The following is a 17,903-nucleotide window of genomic DNA, read 5'->3' as shown; positions in this document are numbered from 1 at the left end:
TCAGACGACACGGTGGGCGAGAGGCTCGCCGCGCAGGAACCGGCCCACTTCGGCGGCGGCCGTCCTCGCCGCGTTGTGCGCGACCGCCGTGTTCGCGCCCGCCAGGTGAGGGGTCATCACCAGCCGCGGCGCCGACCGCAGCCGCGAGCCGGCCGGCGGCGGCTCCACCGCGAACACGTCGAGCCCGGCCGCCGCCAGCCGCCCCGACTCCAGCGCGTCGCACAGCGCGTCCTCGTCCAGCAGCGCGCCCCGCGCGCAGTTCACCACCACCGCGCCCTCGGGCAGCAGCGCCAGCTCGCGGGCGCCGAGCAGCCCCCGGGTCTCCGGGGTGAGCCGGGCGTGCAGCGACACCACGTCGGAGGTACGCAGCAGCTCGTCCAGGTCGGCGACGGGCGTGCCCACCTCGCGCAGCGACTCCGGGTCCGCGTACGGGTCGTACACCTGGACGTGCGCGCCGAACGCGCCCAGCGCCCGCGCCACCCGGCTGCCGACCGCGCCGCAGCCGATGAGCCCGACCCGCGCGCCGTCCAGACCGGGACCGCAGTTGTCGTACGTGTAGAACTCACCCGCCCACCGGCCGGCGGCGAGCGTGGCGGACGTCTCCGGGATACGGCGCATCGTGGCCAGCAGCAGGCCGACCGTGTACTCGGCGGTGGCGGCCGCGTTGCGTCCCGGGGTGTTGCAGACCTGGACCCCGCGTTCCTTCGCGGCGTCGAGGTTGACGTTCACGGGGCCGCCCCGGCCGACGACCACCAGCCGCAGTTCGGGGGCGCCTTCGAGGACCTTCCTGGTCACCGGGGCCATCTGGGTGACGCAGATCCGTACGTCGTCGAGCGCGGCCAGGAGCGTGGCCTCGTCGCCCGACGCCTCGACCACCTCGGAGACCGGGCCGAACGGGGTCAGGGGCCAGGGGAGGAGCAGTTCGCCGATCGTATGACTGTCACCGATCTCGGCGGTCAGTTCCCGGGCGAACAGGTCGGGGGCGACAAAATGGTCGCCGGCGGCGAGGATCTTCATCGTGGACTCTCCCTGGTCGTGGCGGTCCCGTAAGGACGGGCCGGTCCCGCCGGCATGGGCCGTCTCAGGTGGGGGCGATCTCGTAGCGGACACCGCTCTCGTCCAGCGAGCGCAGGACGTCCGGCGGGGTGCGGTCGTCGATCAGGACGAGGTCGAACGCGGAGAGCGGCGCCAGCCGGTACAGCGCGGTCCTGCCGATCTTGGAATGGTCGATCATCAGCACCTTACGGCCGGAGGCCGCGAGCATCGCGCGTTTGACGGCGACTATGCGCTGTTCCTGATGGAAGGCGTGGTCGCCGAACACCGACGACGTCGACACAAAACACAGGTCGACGCGCAGCGCCTCGACCGCCTCGACACACGGCACGCCGAGGAAGGAGTCGTGCAGCGGGTCGTAGTCGCCGCCCAGGGCCATCAGATGCACACCGCGTTCCCCGGAGAGGAGGTTCAGCGCCTCCAGGAAGTTGGTGACGACGGTGAGCGGTTCGAACCGGGGGAGGAGCTTCGCCAGCTCCAGCGCGGTGGTCGAGTCGTCGATCATCACCGACATGCCGGGCTCGACCAGGGTGGCGGCCTTCGCGGCGAGGGCCTCCTTCTCCGGCCGCATGGACTTCTTGCGGTACGCCACGTTGCTCTCGAACACCCCCGAGGGCTGGGCGGTGACACCGCCGCGGAACTTGCGCAGGACCCCTTCGCGTTCCAGCTCGTCGATGTCGCGGTAGATGGTCATCGGACTCACGCCGAACCGCTCCGCCAGGTCCGCCGCGGACGCCGATCCCTCGGTCAGTACGTGATCGGAGATCTCGCGGCGGCGCTGTGCGGGGCCGAGCTGGCTCTTGTCCTGTGACATTCCCCGGTCCTGTTCCTCACCAATAACATGAAGCTCTGAGGATATAACATAGATTGTTGAGGTCCGCCGTGGTCGCGGTGTGAAAAGCGTCGTGAGGACACAGCACACAGACACCGCACGCCGGAGACCGGAACAGACAGGAAGGCAGGCAGGGGTGACGGACGCACACCACGAGGACGTGTGGCTCGGGCTCGACCTCGGGACGCAGGGCGTCCGCGCCCTGGCCGTCACCGACGACGGGCGGGTACGGGGCCGGGGCTCGGCCCCCCTCACCGGCCACCGCGACGGCGACCGGCACGAACAACTCCCCGCCGACTGGTGGACGGCCGCGACCGCCGCCCTCCGCCGGACCCTCCGCGAGGTCCCCGCCGCCCGGGTGCGGGGGATCGCCGTGTGCGGCACGTCGGGTACCGTCCTGCTCACCGACGCCCACGGCACCCCCCTCACCCCCGCCCTCATGTACGACGACAGCCGGGCGGCGGCGGAGGCGCGGTACGCCCAGGAGACCTGCGCCGACGTGTGGCGGGAGCTGGGGATCCGTATCCAGCCGAGCTGGGCCCTCGCCAAACTCCTCTGGCTCACGGGGGCGCACCACGACGGCGCGCCCGGCGCGGAATCCGCCGCCCCCACCCGACTACGGGGCGCCCGCGTCTGCCATCAGGCCGACTTCGTCACCGGCCGGCTCGTCGGCCACCGCGTGGCCACCGACTCCAGCCACGCCCTCAAGACCGGGTACGACCTGTACTCCCGTACGTGGCCGACCGCCGCCCACGACCGGCTCGGGCTCTCCGGCCTCGACTTCCCCGCCGTGGTGGCGCCCGGCACCCCGCTCGGTACGGTGGGCCGCGAGGCCGCCGAGGCGACGGGCCTCGCCGAGGGCACGCCGGTCCTCGCCGGGATGACGGACGGCTGCGCGGCCCAACTGGGCTCCGGGGCCTGGGAGGTCGGGCAGTGGAACTCCGTCCTCGGCACCACCCTCGTCCTCAAGGGCGTCACCGCCTCCCCTCTCCACGACCCCGCCGGAGTCGTCTACAACCACCGCTCCCCGGACGGGAACTGGCTGCCCGGCGGCGCCTCCAGCGTCGGGGCCGGCGTCCTGACCCGGACGTTCCCCGGCGCCGACCTCGGGCAGCTCGACCTGGGCGCCGCCGCGCGGGAGCCGGCGAGCGTGGTCGCGTACCCCCTGGTCTCCCGTGGCGAACGCTTCCCCTTCCTGGCCTCCGACGCCGAGGCGTTCGTGCTCGGCAGCCCGGCCGACGAGGCCGACCACCACGCGGCGCTGCTCCAGGGCGTCGCCCTGGCCGAACGGCTCTGCCTCGCCTACGTACGGATGCTCGGCGCGTCGGTCGAGGGCCCGGTGACCTTCACCGGCGGCGCGACCCGCAGCGCCTACTGGAACCAGCTGCGCGCGGACGTCCTCGGCCGCCCCGCCGCGATCCCCGAACACACCGACCCGGCGCTCGGCATGGCGGTGCTGGCGGCGTACGGCGTACGGGGCGGCGGCCGGGTCGCCCGGGGCATGGTCCGTATCCGCACGACACTGGAGCCACGCCAGGACCACCACGACCGCTTCACGGGCCCGTTCGTGACGCTGGTGGACGAACTGGAACGCCGAGGCTGGCTCCCGAGGGAAACGGCGACGTACGCGAGGACAGAAGGATGACCACCCGCGAGCCGACCCTCACCTCGACCCCCACCCCCACCACGCTCTTCCTGTCCCGCCACGGGGAGACGGTCTGGCACGCGGAGAACCGCTACGCCGGGATCAGCGACATCGACCTGACCCCTCTGGGGGCCGAGCAGGCAGAGGCACTGGGCAGATGGGCCGCCGACGCGGCCCTGGACGCGATCGTCACGTCCCCCCTGTCCCGCGCCCGCCGCACGGCGGCCCCGGCGGCCCGCACGACCGGACTACGCCCCGTAGCCGAACCGGACCTGCTGGAACTCGACTTCGGAATCGCGGAGGGCCGGACGCTCACCGAACTGGAAGCCGTCCACCCCCGCGAGGTCGAGGCCTTCCGCCGCGACCCGGCCGCGCACCCGCTACCGGGCGGAGAGGACCCCGAGGCCGCCGCCACCCGAGGCGCGACAGCACTCCTCCGCCTCGCGACCACCCACCCGGGCGGCCGGATCCTGGTGGTGGCCCACAACACGCTCTTCCGCCTGGTCCTCTGCCACCTGCTGTCCATCCCGAAGAGCGACTACCGCCGGACCCTCCCGGGCCTGCGCAACTGCGCCGTCACCGAACTCCGCGTAACGGCCGACCAGACGTCCCTGATCTCGTACAACGTCCCGACCTGACCGCTTCCCGGCGCGGTCCCGCCCGCGATCGGCGGGGCGGCGCAGCGGGTCCGGGCATGACCCTGGCGCGCTCATGTACTAGAGTTATCTCGACATCGAGATATATGCCGAAGGCGTACCGGAGTCGCTCGATCGGTGAGGGTTACCTTAGTAAGTCTTACCTTAGCGGATCGGCGAGGGGTCGTGGCGGCATCACGCGGCGGTTGCCGCACCTGAGGTACGGCGCGGTAGAACGCGCACATTGATGAAGGAGACTGTCGTGTCGGCGAACAGCTTCGACGCCCGCAGCACGCTGCGCGTGGGTGACGAGTCGTACGAGATCTTCAAGCTGGACAAGGTCGAGGGCTCCGAGCGCCTCCCGTACAGCCTGAAGGTGCTGCTGGAGAACCTGCTCCGCACCGAGGACGGCGCGAACATCACCGCCGACCACATCCGCTCCGTCGGGGCCTGGGACTCCCAGGCCCAGCCGAGCCAGGAGATCCAGTTCACGCCGGCCCGCGTGATCATGCAGGACTTCACCGGGGTGCCCTGTGTGGTCGACCTCGCCACCATGCGTGAGGCCGTCAAGGAGCTGGGCGGTGACCCGGCGAAGATCAACCCGCTGGCCCCGGCCGAGCTGGTCATCGACCACTCCGTGATCGCCGACAAGTTCGGTACGCCGGACTCGTTCGCGCAGAACGTGGAGCTGGAGTACGGCCGCAACAAGGAGCGCTACCAGTTCCTGCGCTGGGGCCAGACCGCGTTCGACGAGTTCAAGGTCGTCCCGCCCGGCACCGGCATCGTCCACCAGGTCAACATCGAGCACCTGGCCCGTACGGTCATGGTCCGGGGCGGCCAGGCGTACCCCGACACCCTCGTCGGCACCGACTCGCACACCACCATGGTCAACGGCCTCGGTGTGCTGGGCTGGGGCGTCGGCGGGATCGAGGCCGAGGCGGCCATGCTCGGCCAGCCCGTCTCGATGCTCATCCCGCGCGTCGTCGGCTTCAAGCTGACCGGCGAGCTGACCCCGGGCACCACCGCCACGGACCTCGTCCTCACCATCACCGAGATGCTGCGCAAGCACGGCGTCGTCGGCAAGTTCGTGGAGTTCTACGGGGAGGGCGTCGCCGCCACCTCGCTGGCCAACCGCGCCACCATCGGCAACATGTCGCCGGAGTTCGGCTCCACCGCCGCGATCTTCCCGATCGACGACGAGACCATCAAGTACCTGAAGCTCACCGGCCGTTCCGACCAGCAGGTCGCGCTGGTCGAGGCGTACGCCAAGGAGCAGGGCCTCTGGCTGGACCCGGCCGCCGAGCCCGACTTCTCCGAGCGTCTTGAGCTCGACCTCTCCACGGTCGTCCCCTCGATCGCCGGCCCCAAGCGCCCGCAGGACCGCATCGTCCTCGCCGACGCCAAGGCCCAGTTCGCCCACGACGTGAAGAACTACGTCACGGACGACGAGGAGGCGGGCAAGGAGTCCTTCCCGGCCTCGGACTCCCCGGCCAGCAGCAACGGCGTGCCCACCAAGCCGACCCTGGTCACCACCCCGGACGGCTCGACGTACGAGATCGACCACGGCGCGGTCACCGTCGCCGCGATCACCTCCTGCACCAACACGTCGAACCCGTACGTGATGGTCGCCGCCGCGCTCGTCGCCAAGAAGGCCGTCGAGAAGGGCCTGACCCGCAAGCCGTGGGTCAAGACCACCCTCGCCCCCGGCTCCAAGGTCGTCACCGACTACTTCGACAAGGCCGGCCTCACGCCGTACCTCGACAAGCTCGGCTTCAACCTGGTCGGTTACGGCTGCACGACCTGCATCGGCAACTCGGGCCCGCTGGACGAGGAGATCTCGAAGGCGGTCAACGAGGCCGACCTCGCCGTCGCGGCCGTGCTCTCGGGCAACCGCAACTTCGAGGGCCGTATCAACCCCGACGTCAAGATGAACTACCTGGCCTCCCCGCCGCTGGTCGTCGCCTACGCCATCGCGGGCTCCATGAAGGTGGACATCACCCGGGACGCGATCGGCACCGACCAGGACGGCAAGCCGGTCCACCTGGAGGACATCTGGCCCACCGAGGCCGAGGTCAACGAGGTGGTCGCCTCCGCGATCGGCCAGGACATGTTCACCGACTCGTACAAGGACGTCTTCGCGGGCGACGCGCAGTGGAAGGCGCTGTCCATCCCCACCGGCAACACCTTCGAGTGGGACCCGCAGTCCACGTACGTCCGCAAGCCCCCCTACTTCGACGGCATGACGATGGAGACGACCCCGGTCGCCGACATCGCGGGCGCGCGGGTGCTTGCCAAGCTGGGCGACTCGGTCACCACCGACCACATCTCCCCGGCCGGCGCGATCAAGGCCGACACCCCGGCCGGCAAGTACCTTACGGAACACAGCGTCGAGCGCCGCGACTTCAACTCGTACGGCTCCCGCCGGGGCAACCACGAGGTCATGATCCGCGGCACGTTCGCCAACATCCGCCTGCGCAACCAGATCGCGCCGGGCACCGAGGGCGGCTACACCCGCGACTTCACCGCCGAGGGCGGCCCGGTCTCCTTCATCTACGACGCCTCGCAGAACTACCAGGCCGCCGGCGTCCCGCTGGTCGTCCTGGCGGGCAAGGAGTACGGCTCGGGCTCGTCCCGCGACTGGGCCGCGAAGGGCACCGCGCTGCTCGGTGTGAAGGCCGTCATCGCCGAGTCGTACGAGCGCATCCACCGCTCGAACCTGATCGGCATGGGCGTGCTCCCGCTCCAGTACCCGGAAGGCGCCTCGGCGGTGACCCTCGGGCTGACCGGTGAGGAGACCTTCTCCTTCACCGGCGTGACCGAGCTGAACAACGGCACCACCCCGCGCACGGTCAAGGTCACCACGGACACGGGCGTCGAGTTCGACGCGGTCGTCCGTATCGACACCCCCGGCGAGGCGGACTACTACCGCAACGGCGGCATCATGCAGTACGTGCTCCGCAGCCTGATCCGCAAGTAGGACCGGCGGCACCCCGCGTCGTCCCCCACCTGCTCGCAGGTGGGGGCCGACGCCGTCAGGCCGCGGTGGTCAGCACCATGCGGAAGCGGGCCTCGCCCGCCAGCATCCGCGCGTACGCCGTGCTCACCTCTTCCAGAGGCAGCTGCTCCGTCCACGGCCTGATCCCCGTCCTGACCGCGAAGCGGAACATCTCCTCGCGGTCCAGCGTCGTCCCCGAGATCAGACCGTAGATCTTCTTCGTACCGCCGATCAGCTCCCAGCCGCTGATCCGCAGATCATCCGCGGAGATCCCGACGAGGACCAGCTCGCCCCGGCGGCCCAGCCCGCCCAGGGCCGACGTCGTGGCCGCCGAGTCGGTGACCGTCGAGACGACGACCTTGGCGCCGCCGTACCCGCCGCCGTACTCCGTCAGCGTCTGCGCGACGTCCTGTTCCGTACTGTCGATGTAGTGGTCGGCGCCCAGATCCACCGCGAGCCGGGCCTTCTCCCTGCCCCGCGCGACCGCCACCGTCTCGAAGCCCATCCGGGCCGCGATCCGCACCGCCAGGTGTCCCACCCCGCCGAGCCCCTGCACCGCGACCAGATCCCCCGGCCTGGCCACGCTGTTGCGCAGCGCGTTGAAGGCGCTCAGGCCCGCGCACGCCAGCGCAGCCGCGTCGGCCGACGCCAGCCCCTCAGGGATCACGGAGAGGGCGCTCACCGGGAGCACCACCGTGTCGGCGAAACCGCCGGGGTACGAGAGGCCCGGGGTCTTCGCCTCCACACAGTTCACCGTGTCCCCCGACCGGCACGCCTCGCAGTGCCCACAGGTGCCCGCGATGTAGCCGCACGCGACGCGCTGCCCCTTCCGTACACCGGTGACTCCGTCACCCACCGCCTCGATCCGCCCGGCGATCTCGTGGCCCGGTGTGAGGGGGAAGGCCGTGCCCGGCAGCCACCCCTCGATGATCGACACATCCGAATGGCAGATCCCGCACGCCTCCACGGCGACCCGGACCTCGCCGGGGCCGGGCTCGGGTACGGCGGTCTCGGTGACGCTGAACGGGCCGCCCGGCTCCGACACGAGCACCACACGGTTCACATCACGACCGGTGAGGGCCATCGCGAGTCCCCTCTGCGTGGAAGCACACCACATCCACTCTGCGCCGGACGGGAGCCGCCCGCCACCCGAACGCCGGCCGCACGAAGAGACGCCCCGGAACGCCGGACGGGCCACCGGCGTACGCCGATGACCCGTCCTCGCCCGAGGGCTCCGTCCTCCGGTGCGTCAGCGCAGCAGCTCCACCTCCGCCAGCGCCGCCTGACCGTCCGTCACCAGCCGGTAGTGCGCGTACGACCCCGGACGCGGCACCGTGAACGCCCGCGTCTGCTTGTCCCACGCGAAGGTCTCACCCGCCCGCGTGTCCAGCGTCCTCCACGTCGTGCCGTCGGCCGAGCCCTCCAGCCGCCAGCCGGTCGGCGCCGTCCCGGCCTTCGCCGACGTCAGCGTGTACTGCACCGCCCGGGTGGACGCGGCCACCGGCAGGTCCACCGACCCGACAGGGGCCTCCGTGCGGGAGGAGTTGTCGAAGAGCGGGCCCGACGCGGTCAGCGCGTCCGTGCGCGGCGCCGGCACCTTGTCGTCCTTCGTGATCGAGACCGGGGCCGCGTTCGCGCCCGTCCCCCACGTGGAGGGCTTGGAGCCCATGGCGAACTCCAGCACGCCGCCCTTCTCCAGCACGTCGTGCGGCAGGGACGTGGAGTTCCACGTCTTGCCGTTGACCTTCAGACCCTGGACGTAGATGTTCTTCGCGCTGTTCTTCGGCGCCTTGACGACCAGGTCGCGGCCGTTGTCCAGGTGGACCGTCGTCTTCGTGAAGAGCGGCGAGCCGATCGCGTACTCCCCACTGCCCATCACCAGCGGGTAGAAGCCCAGGGAGGAGAAGAGGTACCACGCCGACTGCTCGCCGTTGTCCTCGTCGCCGTGGTAACCCTGGCCGATCTCGCTGCCGGTGTAGAGGCGGGAGAGGACCTCGCGGACCTTCTCCTGCGTCTTCCACGGCTGCGAGGCCGCGTTGTACATGTACGTGACGTGGTGGGCGACCTGGTTGGAGTGGCCGTACATGCCCATCCGGACGTCGCGTGCCTCCGTCATCTCGTGGATGACCCCGCCGTACGAGCCGACGAACTCGGCCCCGGCCGTCTCCGGCGTCGAGAAGTACGTGTCGAGCTTCTCGCCGAGCCCGGCGCGGCCGCCGTACAGGTTGGCCAGACCGCGGCTGTCCTGCGGCGCGGTGAAGGCGTAACCCCAGCCGTTCGTCTCGGTGTAGTCGTACCCCCAGATCCGCGGGTCGTAGCTGGCCGACGGCACCCGCCAGTCGCCCTTGAGGTTGCGGCCCTGGAAGAAGCCGGCCTGGGTGTCGAAGAGCGAGACGTAGTTCTGGGCGCGGTTGAGGAAGTACGCGGACTCCTCCTTGTAGCGCGGCTTCTTCGTCTTCTTGTAGAGCGCCTGGCCCATCTCCGCCAGGCCGTAGTCGTTGAGGTAGCCCTCCAGCGACCAGGAGAGGCCCTCATGGGTCTCCGTGGAGGCGTAGCCGAGGAACGGCGACGTCTCCATGCCCTTGCGGCCCACGCCCGACATGGGGGGCGCGACGGTCGCGTTCTTGAGCGCCGCCTCGTACGCCGTCTCCGCGTCGAAGTCGACGCCCTTGACGTACGCGTCGGCGAAGGCCACGTCCGAGCTGGTGCCGGTCATCAGGTCGGCGTACCCGGGCGAGGACCAGCGCGAGATCCAGCCACCGTCCTTGTACTGCTGCACGAACCCGTCGACGAGCTTCCCGGCCTTCTTCGGGGTGAGGAAGGAGTACGCGGGCCAGGTCGTCCGGTACGTGTCCCAGAAGCCGTTGTTGACGTACACCTCGCCGTCGACGATCTTCGCGCCGGTCTGCGTCGGCGTGTCGGGCCCGGTCTGCGGCGAGAAGGGGCTGGCGTACTGCTGCTTCGGCCGGGACTTCGTGCCGGTGTTCTCGAAGCCGGAGTTCGGATAGAGGTAGAGCCGGTAGAGGCTGGAGTACAGGGACGTCAGCTGGTCGTGGTCCGCGCCCTCCACCTCGATCCGGCCCAGCAGGGAGTCCCACGCCCTCTGTGCGCCGCTCTCGACCTTCTCGAAGCGGGTGCCGGCGGGGATCTCGTCGGCGAGGTTCTTCTTCGCCTGGTCGACGCTGATCAGCGATGTCGCGAGGCGCAGTCCGACGGTACGGTCCGCTCCCGCGTCGAAGCGCAGGTAGCCGGTGACGTCGTCACGCCCGCCGCCGGTGAGCTTGCCGCTCGCCGTGACGGGTGCGTCGAAGACGCCGTATACGAAAAGCCGGGTGGCGCCGGTCGACAGACCGCTCTTGACGTCCGAGAAGCCGGTGAAGGAGTCGGTCGCCGGATCGAGGGTCAGCCCACCCGCGTTCGAGATGTTGTCGAACACGATGCTGGCGTCGTCACCGGGATAGGTGAAGCGCATCATCGCCGCGTGGTCGGTCGGGGTCATCTCGGCCTTCAGGCCGTTCTCGAACGTGACGCCGTAGTAGTGCGGCTTCGCGGTCTCGTTCTCGTGCCGGAAGGGCAGCGCCCGCTCGGCGCGGTCCGGGTCCGGGACGCCGGCCGCCACGGACGGCATCAGCTGGAAGGTCTGCCGGTCGCCCATCCACGGGCTCGGCTCGTGGCTGGCGCTGAACGCCTGGAGCGTGGGCAGGTTGTCGGCGTTGTTCGCGCGGGCGTATTCGTACAGCCAGCTGTCCGAACCGGCGTTGGTCACCGGCGTCCAGAAGTTGAAGCCGTTGGGCACGGCGGTCGCCGGGAAGGTGTTGCCGCGCGAGAACGACCCGCTGGAGTTGGTCCCGCGGACCGTGGACGCGTAGTCCGACAGGTGCGCGAGCCGCTTCTCCGGCGCCTTGGGCGCCAGGGTGATGTCGTCGATCCAGCCCTGGAACTTCCCGGGGCCCTTGGGGGCGTCGTACGCCACCAGGACGCGGTCCACGGTCTTGCCGGCGGCGACCGAGCCGATCCGGGCGTCGACCTGGTTCCACTGGTTGACGTACAGGCGCTTGGCGGCGCCCTGGCCCTGCGGGGTCAGCAGCCCGCCGTGCGAGTCGAGCGCCTTGAGGTCGCTGAGGTACGTGCCGTCCGTGAAGGCCAGGTCCACCGCGACGTTGGTCGCCGGGTAGTTGAGATCCGTCTCCGGGAGGGACGGGTAGATCCGGTACGAGAGCGCGGTGTCGCGCCGTACCGCCGTGTTGACGTCGAAGACCTTGTTGTACGAGTACGCGCGCCCCTCGGGCTGGTGCGTACCGGCGTACTTCAGCGCCCGGGTGCCGGTGAACCCGGCGCCGGACTTGGCGGTCGGGGAGCCGGACGGGCCGCGGTCGACCTGGGTACGCATCTCGGCGGGCGCCGGCGGGGTGGTGTCCCCGTCGGAGAACTGGACGTCCGCCAGCTGGGTGATGTCGGAACCGCCGTCGTTCGCGGCGATGTTCAGCCGGTAGTGCGCGTACGCGGTGGGATTGTCGAATTCATATGATTTGGTCTGGAAGCGTTCCGCGAAGGTCTCGCCGGTGCGGGAGTCGAGGTCCTTCCACTCCTTGCCGTCGGCGGAACCCTGGAGCGTCCAGTCCGCGGGATCGCGCTCCGCGTGGTCGTTCGCCGACGTCAGGGCGTAGGTGACGACCTTGACCGGCTCGGCCAGGTCGAATTCGAGCCAGGCGGTCGATTCAAAGGCGAGCCACTTCGTGCCGGGAGTGACGTCGACGAGGTTCTCCTTGGTCTCGCCCCCGCCCGTGTTCTCGGCGCTGGCGCGGACCTCGGTCACCTGGTCCGTGACATTTCCGGGGATACCGGCGTTGAAGCCGCCGTCGACCCCCGATGCCCGTTTCTCGCCGCCAGGTCCGACTTCTACGGTGTTGCGCCAGTCCGGCTGGGATTCGTCCGCCTCGAAAGAGGAGGTGAATTCCCTTTCCGCCGGAGTCGGCCGGGCGGTCTGGGCGGTGGCGGCGGACGGGGCCGTCATGACGAGCAGCGACGCGGTCGCCACGAGGGCGGCCGCATGCCATTGTCTGCGCCGGGGGGCGGATCTCTCCTGCATACCGAGTTTCCTCCTGCGAAACCAAGCCGGACAACGTTGTCAAACAAGACGCGCGCGGTCCAGTAGGAGGCAACTCCGGGGTGGTGTCAAGGGTGTTGAAGGTGTGTCGGTGACGGGAGTGGCTGAGACTCGGTCATTTCGAAGTGGCCGTCGTGGTCGAATGAGGACACCACCGGCTCACATATCCGCGAGGTCTCAACTAGGGAAAGACTGCCGTCCAAACCTGCTTTCGATCTTGCTCCCCCGGCGGCAAGTGGACTATACCTGTCGAACACCGGCCCGCGAGGTTTCAAGCGGCGGGCGGATCAGGGGGAACCGGGGACGGCGGGGAGGGCTCTGCCCGCATCCGACCGGCCATTCAGGCCGTTCTCTCTGTATTCGAGCACCACAATCCTGCACGACCCAGCTTCATTTGACCGCGGTGGCGGGGCCCTTCGCCTCAAACGAGAAGGACGGGCGACCGGTACACCGCCTGAGTCCTGGAGAAGGCGAGGACTTGAGCATGGGATCCACCTCCGCTCAGCACACCAACGAGGGCCTCGGCCGTCGAGACGTGATCAAGCGATCCGCAGCGATCGGCCTGATCACGGTCCCGACGATGGGCTTCCTGGCTTCGTGCGCGAGCAGCGACAGCGGGACCGACAAGAAGGTCGAGAAGGGCAAGACGTCCGCGCAGAACCCGCTCGGGGTGAACGAGACGGCGCCGCTCGACTTCGTCCTGTTCGACGGAGGGTTCGGTACGGAGTACGCGAAGGACTCGGTCGCGCTGTTCGAGAAGGCGTACCCGAAGGCGAAGGTCAAGTTCTCTTCGACGCAGAAGATCCAGTCCGAGCTGTCGCCCCGGTTCAACGGCGGTACCCCGCCGGACCTGATCGACAACTCGGGCGCCGAGCAGATGGACATGGGCGTCCTGGTCGGCAAGAAGCAGCTGACCGACCTCACGCCGCTGCTCGACGCGCCGTCGATCGACGACCCGGCGAAGAAGGTCCGCGACACCCTGCGGCCCGGCATCGTCGAGATGGGCCAGTACGACGGCGAGCCCGTCTGGATCATGAACTACGCCTACACCGTGTACGGCGTGTGGTACTCGCAGACCGCGCTCGACAACCTCGACGCGGAGTACCCCCAGGACTGGGACGCGATGCTGGCCCTGTGTGCGAAGGCCAAGAAGAAGGGCATCGCGGGCTGGACGTACGCGGGCAAGTACCCGTACTACATCCCGTTCTCGCTGTACCCGTTCATCGGCAAGATCGGTGGCCGCGAGGTCCTCGACGCGATCGACAACCTTGAGCCCAACGCCTGGAAGAACCCGGCCGTGAAGGCCGCCTTCGAGGCGTACTACGAGCTGTTCAAGAAGGGCTACATCCTCAAGGGCACCCCCGGTATCGACCACATCCAGTCGCAGACCGCGTGGACCGAGGGCAAGGCGCTGTTCATCCCGAACGGCTCCTGGGTCGAGAACGAGGCGGCGAAGACCACGCCGAAGGACTTCCAGATGAAGGTGGCCGCGCCGTCCAGCCTGGACAGCTCGGACAAGCTGCCGTTCGGCACCCTCTGGGCGGGCGGCGGTGAGCCGTTCATCGTACCGGCGAAGGCCGCGAACCCGCAGGGCGGCATGGAGCAGCTGCGCGTCATGCTGAGCGAGGCCGCGTCGAAGAACTTCACCACGAAGGTGAAGTCCCTGAGCGCGTACAACGGCGGCACGGACGGGCTGACCCTCTCGACCGCGATGCAGGCGGGTGTCGACGCGCTGAAGCTCGCGGGTGACAACGTGCTCAACCCGCGGCTCCAGGACTGGTACGTGGCTCTCCAGAAGGAGAAGATCGGTACCGGTGTCCTCGGTGAGCTGATGGCCGGCCGCATCACGCCGGCCGAGGCCGTCAAGAAGGCCCAGGGCTTCGCCGACGAAGCCGCCAAGGACACCTCGATCAAGCACTACAAGCACCAGTAGGAGCGGACGTGACCGGAAGCCCCACCGGGGCTTCCGGTTCCCCAAGGCAGTACGGCGGCACCCGCCGAGGATTCGGGGTCGGGAGACATGCAACACGGCAAGTACCGGTTCATCGTGGGATTTTTGGTGGTCCCCTTGGCGATGTACACCATTTTCGTCATTTGGCCATTCATTCAGTCCATCTACTATTCGTTCACGGACTGGACCGGTCTGAGCCCCGACTTCAAGATGGTCGGCTTCGGGAACTATTCCCGTCTGCTGGACGACGACACCTTCTGGAAGTCGTTGCAGCACAGCGTTCTCCTGGCGCTGCTGCTGCCCGTCGTCGTACTGGGTCTCGCGCTGTTCTTCTCGTTCATGCTGAACGTGGGAGGACGCCGTAAAAAGGGAGCGGCGATCGCCGGGGTCCAGGGCTCGGGCTTCTACAAGATCGTCTACTTCTTCCCCCAGGTGCTCTCGATCGCGATCGTCGCGCTGCTCTTCCAGTTCGCGTACAACCCGAACAGCGGTCTGATCAACTCCGCCCTCAGCGGGGTGGGCCTGGGCAGTGTCCAGCCGGAATGGCTGGGCGACCCGGACCTCGCGCTGTGGTGCGTGATGGCCGTGCTGGTCTGGAGCCAGGTCGGCTTCTTCGTCGTCCTGTTCTCCGCGGGCATGGCCTCCATCCCCAAGGACTTCTACGAGGCGGCGCTGCTGGACGGCGCCAGCCGGATCACCACCTTCTTCCGCATCACCCTGCCGCTGCTGTGGGACACCGTGCAGTCGGGCTGGGTCTACATGGGCATCCTCGCCCTGGGCGCGGAGTCGTTCGCCGTCGTCCAGATCATCACCGTCGGCCCCGGCGGGCCGGACGGTTCCACCAGTGTGCTGACGTTGCTCGTCTACCAGAAGGCGTTCCGTGACGGTCAGGCCGGATACGCGACCACGATCGGCGTCGCCCTTCTCATCGTCACACTGATCTTCTCCGCCGTCGTGATGCGGCTGGGTCGGCGTGAGCGGCTGGAGTTCTGATGAAGACCACTGACACCCCTCCTCCTCCCGCCGAGACCGTCGAGGCGCGGCCGGTCGTCAAGAAGCAGGCGGCGCCCGCCGGCAAGGACCGCAGCGGCGGCGTCCTCAACGTCTTCTCGCACGGCGTCCTGGTCATCTGGTCCGTCCTGGTCGTGCTGCCGCTGCTCTGGGCGGTGATGACGTCCTTCAAGGACGACAAGTCGATCCTGACCTCGCCGTGGGCGCTGCCGGACAAGCTGCACTTCGAGAACTGGTCGCGTGCCTGGACCCAGGCGCACATGAGCGACTACTTCCTCAACACCATCCTGGTGGTGGCCGGTTCGCTCGTCGGCACGCTGCTGCTCGGCTCGATGGCCGCGTACGTCCTGGCGCGTTTCGAGTTCCCGGGCAACCGCTTCATCTACTTCCTGTTCGTGGGCGGGATGAGCTTCCCGGTCATCCTGGCGCTCGTGCCGCTGTTCTACGTCATGAACAACCTGGGCCTGCTGAACACCATCCACGGCCTGATCCTGGTGTACATCGCCTACTCGCTGCCGTTCACGGTGTTCTTCCTGACGTCGTTCTTCAAGACGCTGCCCACGTCGGTCGCGGAGGCGGCCATCATCGACGGGGCCTCGCACACGCGGACGTTCTTCCAGGTGATGCTGCCGATGGCCAAGCCCGGCCTGATCAGCGTCGGCATCTTCAACTTCCTCGGGCAGTGGAACCAGTACCTCCTGCCGACGGTGCTCAACACCGACCCGGACAAGAAGGTCCTCACCCAGGGGCTCGTACAGCTCGCGAGCAGCCAGGGCTACAAGGGGGACTGGTCCGGTCTCTTCGCCGGCCTCGTGATGGCGATGCTCCCGGTGCTGGGGGCGTACATCATCTTCCAGCGCCAGGTGGTGGCCGGGCTGACCGCGGGCGCGCTCAAGTAGGGGTCACGCTCAAGTAACGGTTCCGCGGGCGGAGATAGCGGAGATCGCGCGGAGATAACGGTTCCGCATCCGTACAGCACCCGTACCCGTGACGCGGTGGAAGGGCCCCGGCAGACGCCGGGGCCCTTCCCGCTGTCCCCGTACGGGTGCGTCCCGCGTGAGGGATATGTCTCCCTCGGTGTCCGAATATCGCCGCTGGAACCGGCCACCGGGCCGGGAAACACCAAGGGGGACCGCTCCCCGGCGGGCCGGGTCCCGAGGCCGCGCGGCCCAGGCGCCCCATGATCCGACGGCGGATCAGAGGTGGTCGGACCCGGTCACTCCGTGAACTCGGCCATGGTCCCGCTCCGTTCAAGGTCTTGACGGGGGACCGCCCGAAAGGCTGAGCTTAGGCTTCACAAGTTGGAGATACGTCGGGGTCTCATTGGCGCGGCCCCGGCCGGGGGACGGTCGTCGTGCCGTCCGCCAAGGGCGGGAGTGGATGAGTCGTGGAGACTCCAGGGTCGCAGTCGTCGCTGCACCGGGCCAACCTCGAAAGGGTCGTACGTGCGGTACGCATGGCGGGCGCGCTCACCCAGGCGGAGATCGCCAGGAGCACAGGCCTGTCGGCGGCGACCGTCTCCAACATCGTCCGGGAGCTGAAGGACGGCGGCACCGTCGAGGTGACGCCCACCTCCGCGGGCGGCCGCCGGGCCCGCAGCGTCTCGCTCAGCGGGGACGCCGGCATTGTCATCGGAGTGGACTTCGGACACACCCATCTCCGGGTCGCCGTGGGGAATCTGGCGCACCAGGTGCTCGCGGAGGAGTCCGAGCCGCTGGATGTGGACGCCTCCTCGGCGCAGGGTTTCGGCCGGGCCGAGGAACTGGTCGAGCGGCTGATCGTGACCACCGGCGTCAACCGCCAGAAGGTGATCGGCGTGGGCCTCGGCGTGCCAGGACCCATCGACGTCGAGTCGGGCACGCTCGGCTCCACCTCGATCCTGCCGGGCTGGACCGGGATCAACCCCAGCGAGGAACTGGCCGCGCGCCTGGGGGTGCCGGTGTACGTCGACAACGACGCCAATCTCGGCGCGCTGGGCGAGCTGGTGTGGGGGAGCGGACGCGGGGTCAGGGACCTGGCGTACATCAAGGTCGCCAGCGGGGTCGGCGCGGGACTGGTCATAGACGGCCAGATCTACCGGGGGCCCGGCGGTACGGCGGGGGAGATCGGGCACATCACGCTGGACGAGTCGGGGCCCGTCTGCCGCTGCGGCAACCGGGGCTGTCTGGAGACCTTCACGGCGGCCCGCTACGTCCTGCCCCTCCTCCAGTCGAGCCATGGCCCCGACCTCACCATGGAGCGGGTGGTCCAGCTCGCCAGGGACGGCGATCCGGGCTGCCGCCGGGTGGTGGGCGACGTGGGCCGTCACATCGGCAGCGGGGTGGCCAATCTGTGCAACCTCCTGAACCCGAGCCGGGTGGTGCTCGGCGGTGATCTGGCGGAGGCTGGGGAACTGGTGCTCGGGCCGATAAGGGAGTCGGTCTCCCGGTACGCGATCCCGAGCGCGGCGCGACAGCTCTCGGTGCTCCCCGGGGCGCTCGGCAGCCGGGCGGAAGTGCTGGGGGCACTGGCCCTGGTCCTGAGCGAAATGGGCGATTCGTCCCTTATTGAGAACGCTCAGCCCGTCGCTGCGCCTGCCTTCACTTAGATAACAAATGGCACCGTTGTCATCTCGTTAAGGATTTACTCCTTGACGTCGGCCCCAGGGGCGAGTTGACTTCCAGCCACCTCGGCC

At 69.2% G+C, this 17,903-nt stretch carries 11 protein-coding genes; 7 read left to right on the top strand and 4 right to left on the bottom strand.

Annotated features, from left to right (window positions below):
* Together OG349_RS07535 and OG349_RS07530 are read right to left on the bottom strand one after the other, a co-directional pair.
* The gene (locus OG349_RS07535) at positions 1 to 1,017 is read right to left on the bottom strand and encodes a 2-hydroxyacid dehydrogenase (protein ID WP_327233863.1); all 1,017 of its coding nucleotides are present in this window, start codon (positions 1,015 to 1,017) and stop codon (positions 1 to 3) included.
* A 64-nt stretch (positions 1,018 to 1,081) separates the two neighbouring features.
* Positions 1,082 to 1,867: a DeoR/GlpR family DNA-binding transcription regulator gene (locus OG349_RS07530; RefSeq protein ID WP_161311875.1), complete on the bottom strand. Its 786-nt coding sequence runs from the start codon at positions 1,865 to 1,867 to the stop codon at positions 1,082 to 1,084.
* Between the two features lie 154 nt (positions 1,868 to 2,021).
* Between OG349_RS07530 and OG349_RS07525 the strand changes: the two genes are divergently transcribed.
* The 3 genes from OG349_RS07525 to acnA all read left to right on the top strand — a co-directional run bounded on the left by OG349_RS07525 (position 2,022) and on the right by acnA (position 7,142).
* Positions 2,022 to 3,530 (top strand): FGGY-family carbohydrate kinase, encoded by a 1,509-nt coding sequence (locus OG349_RS07525; protein ID WP_327233862.1) that lies wholly within the window; start codon positions 2,022 to 2,024, stop codon positions 3,528 to 3,530.
* Positions 3,527 to 4,168, top strand: coding sequence for a histidine phosphatase family protein (locus tag OG349_RS07520; protein ID WP_327233861.1), 642 nt, complete (start codon positions 3,527 to 3,529; stop codon positions 4,166 to 4,168). The genes OG349_RS07525 and OG349_RS07520 overlap by 4 nt, the downstream gene beginning before the upstream one ends.
* Positions 4,169 to 4,427: 259 nt before the next feature.
* Positions 4,428 to 7,142: an aconitate hydratase AcnA gene (acnA, locus tag OG349_RS07515; protein WP_327233860.1), complete on the top strand. Its 2,715-nt coding sequence runs from the start codon at positions 4,428 to 4,430 to the stop codon at positions 7,140 to 7,142.
* A 55-nt stretch (positions 7,143 to 7,197) separates the two neighbouring features.
* Here the strand turns inward: acnA and OG349_RS07510 are convergent, their stop codons facing one another.
* Both OG349_RS07510 and OG349_RS07505 read right to left on the bottom strand, forming a co-directional pair.
* On the bottom strand, positions 7,198 to 8,244 hold the full coding sequence (locus OG349_RS07510; protein ID WP_327233859.1) for an alcohol dehydrogenase catalytic domain-containing protein: 1,047 nt from the start codon (positions 8,242 to 8,244) through the stop codon (positions 7,198 to 7,200).
* A 165-nt stretch (positions 8,245 to 8,409) separates the two neighbouring features.
* Complete coding sequence (locus tag OG349_RS07505; RefSeq protein ID WP_327233858.1) at positions 8,410 to 12,249, bottom strand: GH92 family glycosyl hydrolase; 3,840 nt, start codon at positions 12,247 to 12,249, stop codon at positions 8,410 to 8,412.
* Between the two features lie 502 nt (positions 12,250 to 12,751).
* On the opposite strand from OG349_RS07505, the gene ngcE reads away from it, so the two are divergent.
* The 4 genes from ngcE (at position 12,752) to OG349_RS07485 (ending at position 17,816) form a co-directional block, all read left to right on the top strand.
* Positions 12,752 to 14,200 carry an N-acetylglucosamine/diacetylchitobiose ABC transporter substrate-binding protein gene (gene ngcE, locus OG349_RS07500; protein WP_327233857.1) on the top strand — a complete coding sequence of 483 codons (1,449 nt, stop codon included), beginning with the start codon at positions 12,752 to 12,754 and terminating at the stop codon, positions 14,198 to 14,200.
* An 87-nt stretch (positions 14,201 to 14,287) separates the two neighbouring features.
* Positions 14,288 to 15,211, top strand: coding sequence for a carbohydrate ABC transporter permease (locus tag OG349_RS07495; protein WP_327233856.1), 924 nt, complete (start codon positions 14,288 to 14,290; stop codon positions 15,209 to 15,211).
* A complete protein-coding gene (locus OG349_RS07490; protein ID WP_327233855.1) occupies positions 15,211 to 16,128 on the top strand; it encodes a carbohydrate ABC transporter permease in 918 nt (305 codons plus the stop codon). The genes OG349_RS07495 and OG349_RS07490 overlap by 1 nt, the downstream gene beginning before the upstream one ends.
* Positions 16,129 to 16,616: 488 nt before the next feature.
* A complete protein-coding gene (locus OG349_RS07485) occupies positions 16,617 to 17,816 on the top strand; it encodes an ROK family transcriptional regulator (RefSeq protein ID WP_327233854.1) in 1,200 nt (399 codons plus the stop codon).
* Positions 17,817 to 17,903: the final 87 nt, after the last annotated feature.

This window comes from Streptomyces sp. NBC_01317, from assembly GCF_035961655.1.
Classification (GTDB): domain Bacteria; phylum Actinomycetota; class Actinomycetes; order Streptomycetales; family Streptomycetaceae; genus Streptomyces.
This window is presented reverse-complemented; position numbering and strand designations above follow the sequence as displayed.

Bases quoted from the DNA above. Each gene is read 5' to 3' on its own strand.
- OG349_RS07510 (WP_327233859.1), bottom strand. From the start codon at position 8,244: ATGGCCCTCACCGGTCGTGATGTGAACCGTGTGGTGCTCGTGTCGGAG.
- OG349_RS07505 (WP_327233858.1), bottom strand. From the start codon at position 12,249: ATGCAGGAGAGATCCGCCCCCCGGCGCAGACAATGGCATGCGGCCGCC.
- ngcE (WP_327233857.1), top strand. From the start codon at position 12,752: ATGGGATCCACCTCCGCTCAGCACACCAACGAGGGCCTCGGCCGTCGA.
- OG349_RS07535 (WP_327233863.1), bottom strand. From the start codon at position 1,017: ATGAAGATCCTCGCCGCCGGCGACCATTTTGTCGCCCCCGACCTGTTC.
- OG349_RS07495 (WP_327233856.1), top strand. From the start codon at position 14,288: ATGCAACACGGCAAGTACCGGTTCATCGTGGGATTTTTGGTGGTCCCC.
- OG349_RS07490 (WP_327233855.1), top strand. From the start codon at position 15,211: ATGAAGACCACTGACACCCCTCCTCCTCCCGCCGAGACCGTCGAGGCG.
- OG349_RS07530 (WP_161311875.1), bottom strand. From the start codon at position 1,867: ATGTCACAGGACAAGAGCCAGCTCGGCCCCGCACAGCGCCGCCGCGAG.
- OG349_RS07520 (WP_327233861.1), top strand. From the start codon at position 3,527: ATGACCACCCGCGAGCCGACCCTCACCTCGACCCCCACCCCCACCACG.